The organism is Nocardia sp. NPDC056952 (assembly GCF_042674185.1).
In the GTDB taxonomy this organism is placed as follows: domain Bacteria; phylum Actinomycetota; class Actinomycetes; order Mycobacteriales; family Mycobacteriaceae; genus Nocardia.
This window is the reverse complement of sequence record NZ_JBHURA010000003.1, coordinates 730595-746924: the sequence shown is the minus strand read 5'-3', so window position 1 is coordinate 746924 and position 16330 is coordinate 730595. Positions and strand designations below refer to the sequence as shown.

Below are 16330 nucleotides of genomic sequence, written 5' to 3'. Positions count from 1 at the left end.
AGGCCATACTCCCATGACCCGCCGATGCCGCGGCTGCGCGAAGACCGCGCTCGTTCCCGTCCTCGATCTGGGCTCGGTCCCGGCGGCGGATCACTTTCCGCCACGTGACGCTCCGATCGCCGCCACCGAATCCGGCCACTCCTTGCGGATGGACCGGTGCACGTCGTGCGGGCTGGCTCAGCTGGCCGACGACGACACCGTCACCGCGGAGCCCCGCGGTATCGAGCCGCTGGCCCTGCGCGACCAAGCCGGCGAGGCGGTGCGTCTGGTGTACGCCGCCGGGCTGCTGCGCGGATCGACGGTCACCGAATTCGGTAGCCCGCACGGCGGAACCTGGCTGCCACTGCTCGCCGAGCACGGCTTCACCGAGAACACCGGTGAACCGGCCGATGTGGTGCTCGACTGCTTCGGGATCATGCACGAACCCGATCAGCGAGCGGCCTTCGCGGCGCGGGCCGCGGCGACGGCGCCCGACGGGGTGCTGCTTGTCCAATACCACTCACTGGCCACCATCGTCACGCAGGGACAATGGAACGCGTTGCGGCACGGGCACTTCGCGTACTACTCGCTGTCCGCTCTGCGCACCCTGTTCCGCGCGGCGGGGATGAGCGTGGTCACCGCGTGGGAGTTCGACCTCTACGGCGGCACGGTGCTCCTGGCCGTTCGCCACGGCGCTCACACCCCCGACGCCAGCATCGACAGCCTTCTCGTCGCCGAAGCCGACGCAGTGAGCTCGGCCCCCGAGCTGCAGCAGACGGTCGACCGTCATGTCCGCGCCCTGCGCGGTTGGCTGGACGCCGGTGCCACGCAGGGCCTTCGCGTCTATGCCTACGGCGCCGCGTCGCGCGCGGTGGCCCTGCTGAGCATGGCGGGCGCGCACCGCGACCTGCTCGCCGGTGTCGCCGACGCCGCTCCGGGAAAACAGGGCTGCCGGATGCCCGGCACCGATGTGCCCATCATCTCCCCCGCCGAACTGGTCGCCGCCGAGCCCGACGTCGTGCTGCTCACGCTGCCGGACCTGCTCGCCGAGGTGAGCGCCGCACTGCCCGAACTCGACGGGCGGTGGATGATCGACGATCCGGCGGGCCCACGCAACCGATAGAGACCGGCGAAGGCTGTGGGATAACCGACCTTATGCCGATCGGCACATGACCGCAGGTCGTGGGATACTCGGAAATGCCCAGCGCCGCACCATGATCGAATTCGGGTCACCGCTGGACCGCCGCAGTGTCGCGGTGGCCGGTGCCCGGATCGCAGGGGAAACGCGGCGCCGAACGCAGCGTTCGGCGGGCCACTGTCCAGGGGAAGAATTCTGATGAGGGGAACCACCGTGCTCGCATTACGCGCGCTCCGGATCGCGGCGATGGTATCGGCCATCGCTGTCGGTCTCGCCATGGGGGCAGGCACCGCTGCTGCCGGAATCGACAGCAGCAGTACCGTTCTCGACGGCAAGAACCGTACCGTCGAAGCGATCCAGTCCGACACCCGGATCGACTTCGTCGCACCACTGGACGGCAATCCGCTCACCCGCGAATGGTTCCACAGCGGCGCGGCTTCCTACCTGGTCACCGGCCCCGACGCCGAGACCTGGTCCGGTCGCATCACGCTCGGCTATCAGGTCGGCTACCCCGCCACTCTCGACGGCCGGATCAAGTTCGAGTGGTCCACCCCGAGCCTCGGCCTCGAGGTCGGCGCCGACGGCCCCACCGTCAAGCTCGACGGCCTCATCCCGCGCGCGGGCATCGAACTCGCCGCCGGCTTCGGCCCCGGTATCCAGGAGGTCGAGGTCGCCGGCGGTGAGATCGCCGGAGCCGAAGGCGTACTGCGTCTTTCGGGTTTCCACGGCACTGTCACCGGTGTGCTCGGCCAGACCAATGTTCGCCCGTTCGTGCGGATCGTCGGCTCGTCCGGCGACACCGTCGTCACCTACGGCAAGACCTTCTCGATCTGATCGGGCCCGACGGACCCGGCGAGTGAGTTCACTCGCCGGGTCCGTCGCTGTCACGGTGCCGTGCCGAGCAGAGCGTCGAGCATCTGCGGCAGTGTGCGGGACCGATCGTGTGCTGCCGCGACCCGAGCCCGACCGTCCTCGTGCAAGCGCGACCGCAACCGCGGGTCGCCGATGACACGCTCGATCGCGGCCCGCAGCGCGACCGGATCAGCGGGCGGAACGCACACCATGACGCGGTCATCGGCGTATCCGCCGTGATCGGTGGCGATCACCGGGACACCCAAACTCATCGCCTCGAGGACGACGAGCTGACCGGCCTCGGGCAGCACGCTGGCCGAGATCACCGCGTCCCAGCCCCGCAGGGTGGTCATGGCGTCGACCTGACCGAGAAAGGCGACCCGGCCGACGAGGTCGGGCTGCTCGGCGCGCTCGCGCAGCTCGGCCAGATACGCCACGTCGCCGGGCAATGCCCGGCCGGCGATCTCGAGTCGCACCTCGGGCAACCCCGCGACGGCCTCCAGCAGAACGTGGTGACCCTTCCATGAGGTCACCACGCCCAGGATGCCGACCACCGGTGGCGTGCGCTCGACCACGGGCGCGGGTTCGACCGGCCAGGTCACGCCGTTGAACGCGACATCGACATCGAACCCGCGCCGGCGCAGCGGCTGCGCGGCGGTCTCGGACACCGCGACGGCACGGCCCACCGCCGCACGCCCGGCCCAGGCCGCGCCGTACTGCCGCCGGCTGGCGAGGATGTCGTGGACCAACCAGGCCGCCGAGCCCCGATGCGGACGGGCCAGCGCCAGCGCGGGCAACGCCATGGTCGAATTGACGATGATGCGGGTTCGACTGTCCCGCAACGGCTTCCGAAGACGCCATGCCGCACCCATCCAGTTCTTCAGCATCACCAGCGCGGCGGTCAACCGGCGCAGGCCGCGTTCACCCGCCAACCCCAGCGCGGCGATGCCGATGTGCTCGACACCGGCGGGCAGCCGCTCCCGCAACGGACCGTCCGGGCAGGCGACCCGCACCCGGTAGCCACGTTCGAGCGCCGAGTCCACGAGGGCGAGCATCACGTTCTCCGCGCCCGACGCCTGTCCGGTGTGAGCGACGAACACCAGCTCGCGCCCGTCGTCACTGCCCCGCACGGAGCACCTCCGCGCGGGCGCGGACCTGCGCCAGTGCCGGTTTCGCCGAATAGTCACGACGGAGCATGCCGAAGTTGTCCTCCAGGTTCTGGCGATCGTCGCCCGCGTCGATCAGGGAATAGACGAAAACCGGGCCGATATTGGGCATCGCCGCCATCAAGTCCAGTCCGCCGCCGAGTATCTCGGCTTGGGTCTGCTCGTCGACCGCGCGTGCTCCGGTACCGGTCGGTGCGCCGAATTCGGTGGGCCACAACCGCTTCGACGTATCGCCGCGAGCATCCATGATCGCGCGGATTCGAGTCAGGTTCTGGAAGGCGTTGTCCCGGCTCGGCGACGAGGGCAGCTCCGGATAGGAGTAGGGGTGCACCGCGATGGCGTCGAAGTCGAGAGCCGAGCCCAGCGCGTAGAGGCGCTCGATGAACGTCGACGGCGCGATGTCGCGGCCGTTGTCGGCAGCGGGCGCCAAGCCGCCGACCAGCACCTGACCACCCGGCTGGCGGGTGCGCACGGCCGTCGCCGCCTGGTGGAGCAGCTGGGCGTACAGATTCACATGGGGCAGCGGCGCGAAGAAGCTGGTGACATTGGGCTCGTTCCAGACCTCCCAGTGCTTGATCTGATCGCGGTAGCGCTCGACCGCGTCGGCGACGAATTGGCCGAACAGCGCGGGATACGGGGCGACCTTGTTTCCACCGGGCCCCGGGTCCTGACGTGCCCACGGCGGTGAGTAGGTGAGGATGGCCAGCACGTGCAACCCGTGGGCGCGCGCCGACCGCACCACCCGATCGGTCATCGACCAGTCCTTGCGGCCACGGTCGTGCTCGATGAGCGACCAGTCCAGATCCATCCTGATCCAGGTGGCGCCCGCGTCGACCACGCCCTTCATCTGGCGGTCCAATTCGCCGGCGCTCAGTGCGAGCCAAGAGTGGCCGCCCGCGATGCCGAGTCCGGTCTCGTTCACGCGCTCATCGAGCACGGTCGACATCGTCGGTGTCCCGCATCCGAGCAGAGTGAGCGTGAGGGCCACGGTGGTGATCATCCGAGCGAATCGCCACAGTGTCATCAGATTTCGGCCCTCGCACGCTTCGTATCGTCAATCCGTCGGTCCAGCGCACAACGCAGCCGGCGAGGAAAAGGTACAACACACCGGCCACCGTAGAGGTGACAATCCACGGTGGCTCCCACCGCTGCTGAATCATCGTCGCGGGGACGATCACCGCGGCGGCGACGGCACTGACCGACACCACCGAGGTGACCGGGATCAACCGCCCGATCCGCACCGTGGCGACGAGCGCGAGCCACACCCCGATCAGCAGAACGACATTGGCCACCAGACCCGCGATGGCCGCACCTTCGAACGACAGCCACGCGATCAGCGGCCACGACAACGCTAGGTCGACGACCAACGCGAGCAGCGCGATCCAAGGAATCAGGTAGTTGCGCCCGGCGGCCATCAGCGCGACCAGGCCCAGATGGGCCAGCGCGCCGAGCAGTCCGCCGATGATCTGGTAGCGACTCGCATCGACCGCGGACACGAACTTCGCACCGAAGAGCAGGTCGATCACCTGGGTCGCGACCGGCCAGAAGGCGACCAGCGCGGCAAGGCCGAGGGCCGTCAGCGCGGCACCCGACTGGCGGAAGTAGCGCCGGAATCGGGTGGGGTCGGCCGGCCACACCGCGATCAGCAGAGTGGTCAACGGGGCGACGACCGCGATCGCCGCGGTGTCGACGAGGTCGGCGAATTTCATGCCGACCGCGAACATCCCGACGGATTCGAAGGTGTCGAAGTGACCCAGCAGCAGCAGGCCGACCTTCTGCAGCATGATGATCAGGGCCAGGCCGATGCTCAGCGGCAGCGCCTCGCGCAACATGCCGCCCCACCAGCGCAGTTCGACGCGGCGCGCCGGGATCGGTCCACCGAGCCCCCGACCCACGCCGACGATCTTGATCGCGATGGCGATCAGTTCGTACACCACGGCGGGGATCACCACGATCAGCAAGGTCGGTGCCCACAGCACCGCGACGACGGTCAGCGCCACCTGGACAAGGCGGGCGATCGACTCCGCCGCGGCGACCAAGGTCAAGCGCATGGTCGACTGGAACAGCACGGTGAGCGCGTTGCTCGGCGTCGCGACCACCACGACCAGCCCCGCGACGGCTGTCGCCGCGATGACCTGCGGTGGACAACCGAGCAGCACCACATAGCCCAGCGCCACCCCGTAACCCAGCAGTCCGAGTACGGTCCGCAGCGCGATGAACGAGCTCGCGATCTCGGCGACCTCGGCGGGCTCGCCGTGCACGAGTTTGCCGATGACCGCGCGCCCGACCCCCAGATCGGTGACGATCGCGAGCATGCCGAGCAGACCGAACACGAAGGAGAAGTAGCCCCATTCGACCGCGGGCAGCATCCGGGCGGTGAGCATGGTGCCGAGCAGACCGAGCACCGCGGCGAAGATCCGGCTGGCCAGCATCGCGGCGGTGTTGTTGGCGGCGGCCCGCCCCGACATCGAGGCGCGGCCCTCGATCGGGCGATCGGGGACCGACGGTTTCGCCTCGGTCGTCACGGAATCAACCCGGCGCCGCGATAGGCGCCGACCGTCGCCTCGGCGGTGGCCCGCCAGCTCAGCTTCGACGCCGCGGCCAGACCACGCTCGCGCAGTGCGGCGTTGCCGACGGTGTCGTGCAGCAGTGGGCGCACGGCCGCCGTCCACGACTCGACATTCGCGCGCGCGACCAGCACGGCACCGTCGCCGCAGACCTGTGGCAGCGCGCCGACCGCGCTGGCCACCACCGCGCCACCGCACGCCATGGCCTCCACCGGCGGCAGCCCGAATCCTTCGTACTCCGAGCAGTAGGCCACCACGGTCGCCGCGGCGTACAGCGCGGGCAGATCGGCGGCATCGACGTAACCGAGACCGATCGCCGTGGCCGGGGCCTGCGGACCGGTGGATCCGGCCCCGGCCAGCACGAGCGGAATGTCGAGGGCGCGCGCCACTTCCGCGAGCATCCCGACCTGTTTGCGCGGCTCGACGGTCCCCACTTGCAGGATAAATCGAGGCGGCAGGTCGTAGCCGGCCCGCACCCGGTCCACCTCGGAGGCTTCGGGGACGCGCGCCCAGTCGGCGGGCGCGAGCGGCACAACAACCGCCGCGCGGCCGAACTTGTCCGCGATCCGTTCGGCGGTGAATTCCGATACCGCGATCAGCAGATCGGCACGCGTCAACGACGTCCGGACCAGCAGCTGTTCCCCGCGCGCCCGATACCGGCTGAACGCCCACGGCACATCGAAGACCGACAGGTCGTGCACCGTGGCGACCGTGGCACGCGGCCCGACCAGCGGAAGGTCGACATCGAGGCCGTGGAACACATCGAATCCGCGCAGCGGCGCGACACCGTGCCACGCGCGGCGAGCGCCCGCCGCGACCGGGCGCGACACCGCCGAGACGGTGGACGGCAGCGAACTCGCCGCGTCGGCTTGGACCAGCGCCGACAGCTCGGCACCCGGCAACAGCGCGGGCAACTGCGCCAGCAGTTCCCGCTGATACGTCGAGACCCCGGCGCCGTCGGGTCGGTAGGCCAACGCCCCGAAACACACGGTGGGCCGGCTGTTCGCAGCAGTATTCATGACACCTGTTCGGGGACGGGGCTGCGCTCGACGGCCTGGACTGGGGAGTGCTGGGAGACCGCGCAGCCGACGACCGCGGCGAGCAACCAGAAGTAGAAATCGCTGGGAAAGATCTCGAAGTAGCTCGACGCGACCGCCGCGACCGCGCTCGACAGCACGGCCGCCGCGACCCCGAGCGCCAGTGCGGCGTCGTTGCCGCTCATCGTGCGCGCCGAACGCAGCGCGAGCAGATAGATCACCACCAGGATCGCGCAGAACAACCAGACCCCGATCGGCCCGAGTTCGATGAGCAGCTTCACGTAGTAGTTGTCGGGTTGGTACGGGCGCCCGTAGATCTGGACTTCGCCGGTGGCATAGGGCAATTTCTCGGCGGCCGGGCCGAGCTCGGCGACGAGTTGGGCCGCCTTCGCCGCCCCCGTCGAGCCGAGGCCCTCACCGAACGGATGACTCGGGACCGTCCTGGTCACGACCTTCCACCCGGTCTCGCGCGCGGCCAGGCTGTCCGAGGACAACAGCGAACTGCGCGCCTGCGACGACGCCCCGACGCCGACCACCACGATCAACGCGACCCCGCCGATGATCACCGCTTTGAGCTGGCGCCGATAGCGGACGACCGCGAGCACCAGCACACCGATCAGCAACCCGAGAAGCGCGGCGCGCACGACGCTGGCCGCGACACCGGCCACCAGCACCGGAGTCATCAGCAGGAACAACCGATTGCGTAGCCGGCGCGGGGCGGCCAGCGCGACTGATCCACCCACCAGCAAGACTGTGACCAGATAGAACGCGAACGGGAACGGTTGGTTGAACGATCCGAACGAGCGCATCAGACCACCGGAGAACCGGATCGTCTCGTTGAACTTGTAGCCCATCTCGGCGAGCCCGGCGGGCCCGATCGCCTGCTGCGCCAAGCCGAAGACCGCGATTCCGACCGACTCGACCATCATGATCGTGATGAGCAGATCGCGATCGCGCGCGGTGAACGGCCGCAGATACAGGATCAACGGCACCACGATGAAGTAGAAGAACGTGATCTTGATCGCGAAAATGCCCAGAATTCCCGCTGTCAGGAACGCCGAACCGACCCCGAACACGCACAGCACCACGCCGATCGACCACCACGGCAACGCCGGACGCGGGTCGACTCGCCCGTGGGGCACGAACGCCGCCACCGCGAGGGTGAGCAGCAGCATCGCTTCTTTCCAGCCGTCGACCCGCATCCACGCCGGTGCGATCAGCAGCAATCCGTTGAACGGCACCAACGCCGCCACCAGCAAGACCCCGCGCTGGGGTCGATGCCAGATCCAGCGCAGGAAGACCCAAGCCACCGGCAGGGCCACCACGTACAACAGGGAGTTCACTGCCGCGCGCCTCGCCCGAACAACCGCGCGGCCCGCGCCGACACCCGGACCAGCGCCTGCCGCAGTACGCGACCGTCGCCGATCAGGACATCGATCACACCGACGCGGTCAGCGAACTGCCGACGGTGATGGTGGTTGAACCGCAGCACGTCGGCGAATTTGCTCGCCGACGATGTCGTACTCGAGTAGTTGAACACCGACGCGCGGTTGATCGCGAATACACGATCGTGGCCGAAGAACTCGCCGCGTCCGCACAGCCGCGCCACCAGGTCGACATCCATCGCGTACAGGAAGTCCGCGCGAAAACCGCTGGTACCAGCGAAATCAGCGCGGCGGAACAGGAACGCCGCGGTCGGGCACACGTCGTCGGGCAGTTTGCGCACGAGCGTGCGCAGCACGGTCCGCGACGAGCATCGACCCACCAGTCCTGGCAGCCCGCGCCCCCGCGCGAGGACCACACCCTCGTCGTCGACGACATCGAACTTGGCGCCCGCGACCGCGATCCCGCTGTCGTCCATCGACTCGACCTGCGCCGACAGGCACCCCGGGGCGATCATGTCGTCGGCGCAGACCAGCTTGACCAGCTCACCACCGGCCAGTTCGATCGCGCGATTCCAGTTCTGCTCGATCGGCAGCGTGGTGTCGTTGGTGTACAACCGAATGCGCGCATCGTCGAACGCGCGCACGAGATCGCCCGTGCCGTCCGTACTCGCGTTGTCGACGACCACGATCTCGAGGTCGTCGAAATCTTGCGCGCTGATCGACTCCAGCGTCTCGACAATCGTGCGCGCCGCGTTGAAGGCCGGTACACATACCGACACTCGAACCCCCACAGCCGTTACCCCTCAATGAGATCCATTTGCCGACGGCTCAACCGTCCCGCACCCATCAAGGGCGAACGTAGATCAGACTACCTGGAGGGCTTCGCGGATGTTCGCCGTGGAATTCCCAGCGACTTACCGGCGAGTGAACTGTGCAGGTTCGGCGGGGTTCGACCGCGTTCGCCGACGCGACCGTCCGGCAGACCTGGGGTATCGTCATCGCAACTCGGTCGTGCCGAAGTGACGGCATACCGGCTTCGGGGGCCGGTGATCGAGAAGTGTTGATGCGTGAAATGTGGGGGAAGTGTGAGCAGTACCGAGTCGCCGTCGACCGCCGACCTCGACTCCGGCGGGCGGTCGATGCCCGCGGTGAACATCGCGGGCCATCTTCGCCAACTGATACGGGTGCTGCCGTTCGCCCTGGTTGCCGCGATCATTGTCGGCGGCGCGGTGTGGCTGGTTCGTGACGGGAGCGAGCGGACCTACCAGGCGAGCATCACCGTCCAGATCTCGCAGCCGTCGATCGGCGCGGTGTTCAACGAACTGACCCAGCCCTACATTGTGATGGTCACCGATACCCGCGTGCTCTCGGATGTGGTGAAGAACGGGCTCGCACCCTCGGAAGCGGATCTGCGCTCCCGGGTGTCGGCGATGACCGGTCCCGCGCCGTCGTTGCTGATCATCACGGCCGAGGCCGGCTCGCCCGAGCAGGCCTCGAAATTGGTCGTGGCAGTCGAACAGTCGCTCGACAGCGTCGGTTCCCAGATGCGGACCGAGGCGATCGCACGGTCCGCGGCCGACCTGGAAGCACACCGGCGCGCGGTCGAGGACACCTTCTCCAAGCGTCTGTCCGACGATCCGCTGCGCCCGGAGCTGAGTTTCGACGCCCGTGATGTCGCGCGCGAGACCGAGTTCCGCCAGGTACTCGGCCCCGCGCGCCTGACGGTGCTCACCGCGCCCTCCTGGGAACTCGTTGCCCCGCACCCGGTGCAGGAAGGGTTGTTCGCCGCGCTGGCCACATTGATCGTGGTCGCCGAAGGTCTGGTGCTGGCCGGGGTGGCTCGTGGCCGTCGTCGTGGCGGCAAGAAGCCAGCCGAGCCCACGGGGGTCGACACCGACAAGGTCGCGCCCACGGCGGAAACCCGAGCACCCGCACCCGACAACCGTGCTCCCGCGATGGAAACCCGTGCACCCGCCGCCGATTCCCGGATGCGCACGTCGCCGGCTCCCCCGGCATCGTTCGACACGCCGCCACGCCGCGCTGCCCCGGTCACCCCGCGCTCGGCCACCATCTCGCACGACCCCGAGACCATGGCGCTGCCTCGGGTCGGGTACACGCCGAGCAGTCCGCGCGCGACTCCCACCGAACCACGCGACAGCTAGCTCCGCGGCGTGACCATTTCCTACCGAAGCAGACAACGGCCGAACGATCGCGAATTGTCGCGGCTGACCCTCGGCCCGGTGCGACACAACGGCCACGAGATCCGATTGCGCCCACCCCGGATGTCGGATTTCGCCGCGTGGCGCGAGATCCGGCTGCGTGATCGCGCCCATATCGAGCCGTATTGGAGCACCTCCCCGCTGCCGTGGGAGCGACGGCACACCGCGCGGCGTTGGGCGCGCGAATGTCTGCTGGCCCGTGCCGACATGCGCGCCGGACGCCGCTACGCGGGTGCGATCGAGGTCGACGGACAATTCGTCGGACAGCTGGAGTACTGCGTCATCGACACCGCGACGGGGACCGCCGAGTCCAGCGGCTGGATAGACGCCCGCTGGGCAGGCCAGGGGATGATCACCGTGGCGGGCGCGATGTTGCTCGATTACGGAGTCACCGCGCTCGGGCTGGTACGCGTTGTCGCGCCGATCTCCCCCGCCAATCTGCCCGCCGCCGGATCGGTGCGCGCCCTCGGCTTCCGCAAGGAAGCCACCATGGCCGTGGCCTTCGACGCGGGTGGGTCGCTGCGTGACCACGCGTTGTGGGCGTGGACCGCACGTGACAGTTCGACCCCCGAGACTTTCGCGGTCGCGCCACAGTTCCCAGCGCCGACCACCGATCGATCCTCGCGCGCCGGTGGGCCCTCACCGGCGATCATCGCGATCGCCGCGCTGCGGCTGTTGCTGTGGCTGGTCGTTCGCCGTCTGCGCCGGTACACGCTCGCCCGCACGGTGCGGATCACCGTCACCGATGCGCCGGCCATCTCGGTGCGCAGCCTGTCCCGCGCCGACCGGGTCGACTGGCAGGCGGCCGCTACCGCCCACCGCGCCCGGCTCGCACCGACCGACCGGCGCCGGCATCGGCGCGAGTGGCACCGCGCCCTGCGCAATGCCCGCCACGGGTTGCGGTCACCGGCCGGGCTGGTCCTCGTGCTCCTGGCCGAGGGTCGGTACGCCGGGGAGATCCGATTGTTCGAACCGACGATGACCGGGCGCGTCGCCCGGCTGTCGGCATGGGCGGATCCCGAGCTCGTCGAGGCCACGCAGCTGGGGGCGGCGCTACGGGCGGTCGCCGAACACGGGTTCTCCGAACTCGGGCTTCGGCGGATCGCCGCCGAAGTCCCCAGCGCCGACCCCGCTCCGAACACCGCTTTGGCTGCCGCCCATTTCACCGAAGAAGGTGTGCTACACGACCATTGCGGCCCCACGGGTGTCCGCGCCGACCATCGCCTGTGGGCCCTGACTACACCACCGAGTCACGGAGGTCGCCGCTGATGCGAACGTTCCAGCGCAGCAATGAGATCCAGGCCCGCCTGCACGATCTGGTGCCGGGCGGTGCGCACACCTACGCTCGTGGCGCCGATCAGTACCCGGAGAACATGGCGCCGATCCTGGTGCGCGGCAAGGGCGCGCACGTATGGGACGCCGACGGCAATCGCTATGTCGAATACGGGATGGGGTTGCGGTCGGTGACGCTCGGCCACGCGTACCGACCCGTGCTGGACGCGGTGTCGTCGACCATCGCCGACGGGGTCAGCTTCACCCGCCCCACCGAGCTGGAACTGCTGGCCGCCCAGGACTTCCTGGATCTGGTCCCCGGCGCCGACATGGTGAAGTTCACCAAGAACGGTTCCGACGCGACCACCGCCGCGGTGCGCCTGGCCCGCGCGGTGACCGGACGCGACCGCGTCGCGGTCTGTCAGCAGCCCTTCTTCTCCGTCGACGACTGGTTCATCGGCACCACACCGATGTCGGCCGGTATCCCCCCGGTCGACACCGTGACCTTCCCCTACAACGACCTCTCCGCGCTGCGTCGAGTCCTGGCCGCGTCGCCGATCGCCGCCGTGGTGATGGAACCCGCGACCGCCACCGGCGAACCCGAACACGGCTACCTGTCCGCGGTCCGCGACCTGTGCGACCGGTACGGCGCCCTGCTGGTCTTCGACGAGATGATCACCGGTTTCCGCTGGTCGGCGGGTGGTGCGCAGGCGGTATACGGCGTCGCCCCCGATCTGTCGTGCTGGGGCAAGGCGATGGGAAACGGTTTCCCCATCGCGGCGCTGGCGGGCAAACGCGAGTTCATGGAACGCGGCGGACTCCGGACCGACCACGACCGCGTGTTCCTGCTGTCGACCACGCACGGCCCGGAGACCGCGTCGCTGGCGGCGTTTCGCGCGGTGGTGCACGCCTACCGGACCGAGGACCCGGTCGCCCGGATGGAAGCGGCCGGTAACCGGTTGGCCGCGGGGGCGAACGCGATCGCCACCGAGCTCGGCATCGCCGAGCACCTGTCGGTGACGGGGCGCCCGTCCTGCTCCATTTTCCGCACGCACGACGCCGACGGTGTTGCGTCCCAAGCCTTTCGAACCCTGTTCATCCAGGAGATGCTGACCCACGGGGTCCTCGGTCAGTCGTTCGTCACCTCGGCCGCCCACGACGACACCGCCGTCGACGACACCATCGCCGCGTTCGCCGAGGCCGCCCGGGTGTACCGCACCGCCCTTGCCCGCGGCACCGTCGACGGTCTGCTGACCGGTCGTCCGGTCGCACCCGCCCTGCGTCGCACCGCCGCACCCCGACAGATCGAAGCGAGCTCCCGCCGATGACCCGTGTCGCCATCGTCCACGAACGTTTCACCGAGTTCGGCGGCTCCGAGGCCGTTGTCGGCGAATTCGTCGAAACCTGGCCCGATGCTGACGTTTTCGCACCGATCGTCGCGCCGGGTGGCGTGCGCGAGCCGGTGCGCACCGTGCACGACACCTGGCTCAGCAGGGCGCACACCTACACCGGCGGCAGGCACGCTCCCCTGCTCCCGCTGGTTCCGCGCGTGCTACGGCGAATGCCGTTGCGCGACTTCGATGTCGTGGTGATCAGCCATCACGCGTTCGCCACCCAGGCTGCCTTGGCCACCGACGCGCCGGTGGTCGCCTACGTGCACTCCCCCGCCCGCTGGGCCTGGGATCGCGAGTTCCGCGCACAGGAGGCAGGCGGTCGTACAGGCCAGCTGGCGCTGGGCGCGCTGGGCACCCTGGCCCGGCGGGGCGAACTGCGCGCCGCCCCGCGGCTCACCCACGTCATCGCCAACTCGCACGCGGTGGCCGAGCGGGTCACCGAGTGGTGGGGGCTGCCCGCCTCGGTCGTCAACCCGCCGGTGCAGGTCAGCCGCTTCACCCCGGATCCGTCGGTGCAACGCGAGGACTTCTTCCTGTGCGCGGGCAGGCTCGTGCCCTACAAGCGCGCCGACCTCGCCATTCGCGCCGCGCAGCGGGCCGGGGTTCGCCTGGTGGTCCTCGGCGAAGGCCGGTTCCGCGCGCAGCTCGACGAGATCGCGGGCTCGGAGACGACCTTCCTCGGCGCCACCTCGGGCGAGCTGTTGCAGGACATGTACCGGCGCTGCCAAGCGCTGCTCATGCCGGGCATCGAGGATTTCGGCATCGTGCCGGTGGAGGCGATGGCCTGCGGCACGCCGGTGCTCGCGGTCGGCGCCGGCGGCGCGCTCGATACAGTGCGCCCCGGCGTCACCGGCGAATACGTACCGGCCGGATCCGATGAGGACGTCGTCGCGGCGCTGGCCGACATGATGGGCGAATTCCGCTCGGCCTCCTACGATCCCGCGAAGATCCGCGAGCACGCCAACACCTTCGCCCCCGAGGTGTTCCGCACCAGGATCGCGAGCACTGTGGCCGATGTCCTGGCGGATCGGTAGCGACATGTTGTCTGAAACTCTCGGTTACTGAAAGTATCTGTCACACATACCCTTTGACCTGCGGCGATGGGTGACAATTCCCACACGGTGATACCACGCCATCAGCTTGCCCGGCTAGGTTACTGACGAGTACGGTAAGCGTAGCCGGGACGACGATGTGCCCGGTTTCTCTCCAGCCACTTTGCTGCTGGACCTCAACCGTTGATTTCGCATTCACCGCCGCATGCCGATCACTGTTGCGCGACACCGTGTTTCGAGATTTTCAGGAGGAGCGATGGTTTCCTACATCGTGACAGGCGGTACCGGATTTCTGGGTCGACGCGTAGTGCGGGGGCTGCTCGCAGCCGACCCCACCGCGATCGTGCACGTGCTGGTGCGCGCCGAGTCGCTGCCCAAGTTCACCGCGCACAATGCGCAACATCCCGACAGTGACCGCGTGTTCGCGCTGGTCGGGGACCTGACCGCCGACGGCCTCGGTCTCGGCGACGGCGCACCGCGGGCAGATCACGTGCTGCACCTCGGCGCGGTCTACGACATGACCGCCGACGAGGAGACCGCCCACGCGGCCAACGTCGCGGGCACTCGCTCGGTGATCGAGTTGGCCCGCAACCTCGATGCCACCCTGCACCACGTGTCCTCGGTGGCGGTGGCGGGCGACCACCGCGGCAAATTCTTCGAGGAGGATTTCGACCTCGGCCAGAACCTGACCTCGCCGTACCACCGCACCAAGTTCGCCGCGGAGAAGCTTGTTCGCGAGGCCACCGACGTGCGCTGGCGGGTGTACCGCCCGGCGATCGTCGTCGGTGATTCGCGGACCGGCGAGATGGACAAGATCGACGGCCCGTACTACTTCTTCTCGGCCATTTCCACGCTGGCGGGCCTGCCGTCCGAACTGCCGTTGCCGCTGCCCGATCTGGGTGCGACCAATGTGGTGCCGGTCGACTACGTCGCCGAGGCGATGGTGCGGCTGGTGCGCCGCGACGGCCTGGACGGGCGCACGTTCCACCTGGTCAACCCGCGGCCGCAGCCGTTCGGGGAGATCTACCGCGCGCTGGCGACCGCCGCGGGCGGTCCGGTCGGCATCGGCACCGTGCCCGGTAGCGCACGCGCGCTGAGCGGGCTCGGTCATGTTCCCGGCGCGAACACGGTGCGCGACTTCCTGTTCGAACAGGCGGGCATTCCCGCCGAGGTCGCACCGCACGTCGGGTTCACCGCCGACTTCGTCTCCGACTCCACCCAGGCGGTACTGCCCGGGCTCACCGTGCCCGCGTTCGACACCTATGCCGACCGTCTCTGGGACTTCTGGCGCGTCAACCTGGACCCGCACCGCGGTCGTCCCGCCGCCGACGCGCACCCGCTCTCGGGCCGTACGGTGCTGATCACCGGCGCGTCCTCGGGTATCGGTCTGGCCACGGCCCATGCCGTCGCCCGCCGTGGCGCGATCGTGCTGATGATCGCCCGTGGCGTCGAAGATCTCACGGCCGCAGCGGAATCCGTGCGCGCCGAGGGCGGCTCCGCGTTCGCCTACCCCTGCGACATCACCGATGCGGAGGCTGTCGATCTCCTCGTCAAGACGGTGCTGACCGAGCACCACCATGTCGACTACCTGATCAACAACGCCGGTCGCTCCATCCGCCGTTCGGTGGCCAACTCGGTGGACCGGATGCACGACTTCGAACGCACCATGGCGGTCAACTACTTCGGTGCCGTGCGTCTCATCCTGGGGCTGCTTCCCTCGATGCGCGAACGTCACTTCGGCCACATCGTCAACATCTCCTCCATCGCCGTGCAGACCAAGGCACCTCGCTTCGCCGCCTATGCCGCGAGCAAGTCCGCCCTGGACAACTTCAGCGATATCGCCGCGGTCGAAAACCGTGGCGACGGTGTCTCTTTCACCTCGATCCGGATGCCGCTCGTGCGCACCCCGATGATCGCGCCCACCGATCTCTACCGTTCGCTGCCCCTGCCCGACCCCGACCGGGCGGCCGACATCGTGGTGCGCGCTCTGCTGGAACGCCCCGACCGCATCGACACCCCCGCGGGCACCTTCGCCCAGGCGGTCGAGATGTTCCTGCCCTCGCTCAAGCGCACGATCATGCACACCGGGTTCCGGTTCTTCGGCGAATCCACTGCGGCACAGGGCAAGTCCGTTCCCGCCGCGGTCACCGAGCCCGCCGAACCGGCACGCAATGCCCTCACTGTCCTCGGCCCGGTCTTCGCGCCGCTGATGGTGATGCCGAACTCGGCGGCCCGCATGAGCCGGGTACTGCCCGGCGTGCACTGGTGA

13 protein-coding genes are annotated in these 16330 nt (G+C 69.0%); 7 read left to right on the top strand and 6 right to left on the bottom strand.

Annotation, left to right across the window (positions count from 1 at the left end; genetic code table 11):
* Positions 1-13: 13 nt before the first annotated feature.
* Complete coding sequence (locus tag ACFTS5_RS15230) at positions 14-1102, top strand: methyltransferase domain-containing protein (protein ID WP_378631189.1); 1089 nt, start codon at positions 14-16, stop codon at positions 1100-1102.
* Positions 1103-1315: 213 nt separating this feature from the next.
* A complete protein-coding gene (locus ACFTS5_RS15225; protein WP_378631187.1) occupies positions 1316-1951 on the top strand; it encodes an MspA family porin in 636 nt (211 codons plus the stop codon).
* Positions 1952-2001: 50 nt separating this feature from the next.
* On the opposite strand, the gene ACFTS5_RS15220 is transcribed toward ACFTS5_RS15225, so the two are convergent.
* The 6 genes from ACFTS5_RS15220 to ACFTS5_RS15195 are packed head-to-tail and all read right to left on the bottom strand — an operon-like array spanning position 2002 to position 8915.
* Complete coding sequence (locus ACFTS5_RS15220; RefSeq protein ID WP_378631186.1) at positions 2002-3099, bottom strand: glycosyltransferase family 4 protein; 1098 nt, start codon at positions 3097-3099, stop codon at positions 2002-2004.
* Positions 3086-4135 (bottom strand): beta-xylosidase, encoded by a 1050-nt coding sequence (locus ACFTS5_RS15215; protein ID WP_378631184.1) that lies wholly within the window; start codon positions 4133-4135, stop codon positions 3086-3088. The genes ACFTS5_RS15220 and ACFTS5_RS15215 overlap by 14 nt, the downstream gene beginning before the upstream one ends.
* Positions 4062-5660 carry an oligosaccharide flippase family protein gene (locus ACFTS5_RS15210; protein ID WP_378631182.1) on the bottom strand — a complete coding sequence of 533 codons (1599 nt, stop codon included), beginning with the start codon at positions 5658-5660 and terminating at the stop codon, positions 4062-4064. The genes ACFTS5_RS15215 and ACFTS5_RS15210 overlap by 74 nt, the downstream gene beginning before the upstream one ends.
* Positions 5657-6721: a glycosyltransferase family 4 protein gene (locus ACFTS5_RS15205; RefSeq protein ID WP_378631180.1), complete on the bottom strand. Its 1065-nt coding sequence runs from the start codon at positions 6719-6721 to the stop codon at positions 5657-5659. Before ACFTS5_RS15205 ends, ACFTS5_RS15210 begins: the two co-directional genes overlap by 4 nt.
* On the bottom strand, positions 6718-8082 hold the full coding sequence (locus ACFTS5_RS15200) for an O-antigen ligase family protein (protein WP_378631178.1): 1365 nt from the start codon (positions 8080-8082) through the stop codon (positions 6718-6720). Before ACFTS5_RS15200 ends, ACFTS5_RS15205 begins: the two co-directional genes overlap by 4 nt.
* Positions 8079-8915 carry a glycosyltransferase family 2 protein gene (locus ACFTS5_RS15195; RefSeq protein ID WP_378631176.1) on the bottom strand — a complete coding sequence of 279 codons (837 nt, stop codon included), beginning with the start codon at positions 8913-8915 and terminating at the stop codon, positions 8079-8081. Before ACFTS5_RS15195 ends, ACFTS5_RS15200 begins: the two co-directional genes overlap by 4 nt.
* 294 nt (positions 8916-9209) lie before the next feature.
* On the opposite strand from ACFTS5_RS15195, the gene ACFTS5_RS15190 reads away from it, so the two are divergent.
* From ACFTS5_RS15190 to ACFTS5_RS15170, 5 genes are all read left to right on the top strand, one after another.
* A complete protein-coding gene (locus ACFTS5_RS15190; protein WP_378631174.1) occupies positions 9210-10286 on the top strand; it encodes a hypothetical protein in 1077 nt (358 codons plus the stop codon).
* 9 nt (positions 10287-10295) lie between these two features.
* Positions 10296-11612, top strand: coding sequence for a GNAT family N-acetyltransferase (locus ACFTS5_RS15185; protein ID WP_378631172.1), 1317 nt, complete (start codon positions 10296-10298; stop codon positions 11610-11612).
* Positions 11612-12943, top strand: coding sequence for a glutamate-1-semialdehyde 2,1-aminomutase (locus ACFTS5_RS15180; RefSeq protein WP_378631170.1), 1332 nt, complete (start codon positions 11612-11614; stop codon positions 12941-12943). Before ACFTS5_RS15185 ends, ACFTS5_RS15180 begins: the two co-directional genes overlap by 1 nt.
* Positions 12940-14043 (top strand): glycosyltransferase, encoded by a 1104-nt coding sequence (locus ACFTS5_RS15175; RefSeq protein ID WP_378631168.1) that lies wholly within the window; start codon positions 12940-12942, stop codon positions 14041-14043. The genes ACFTS5_RS15180 and ACFTS5_RS15175 overlap by 4 nt, the downstream gene beginning before the upstream one ends.
* 274 nt (positions 14044-14317) lie before the next feature.
* Positions 14318-16330, top strand: coding sequence for an SDR family oxidoreductase (locus ACFTS5_RS15170; RefSeq protein WP_378631166.1), 2013 nt, complete (start codon positions 14318-14320; stop codon positions 16328-16330).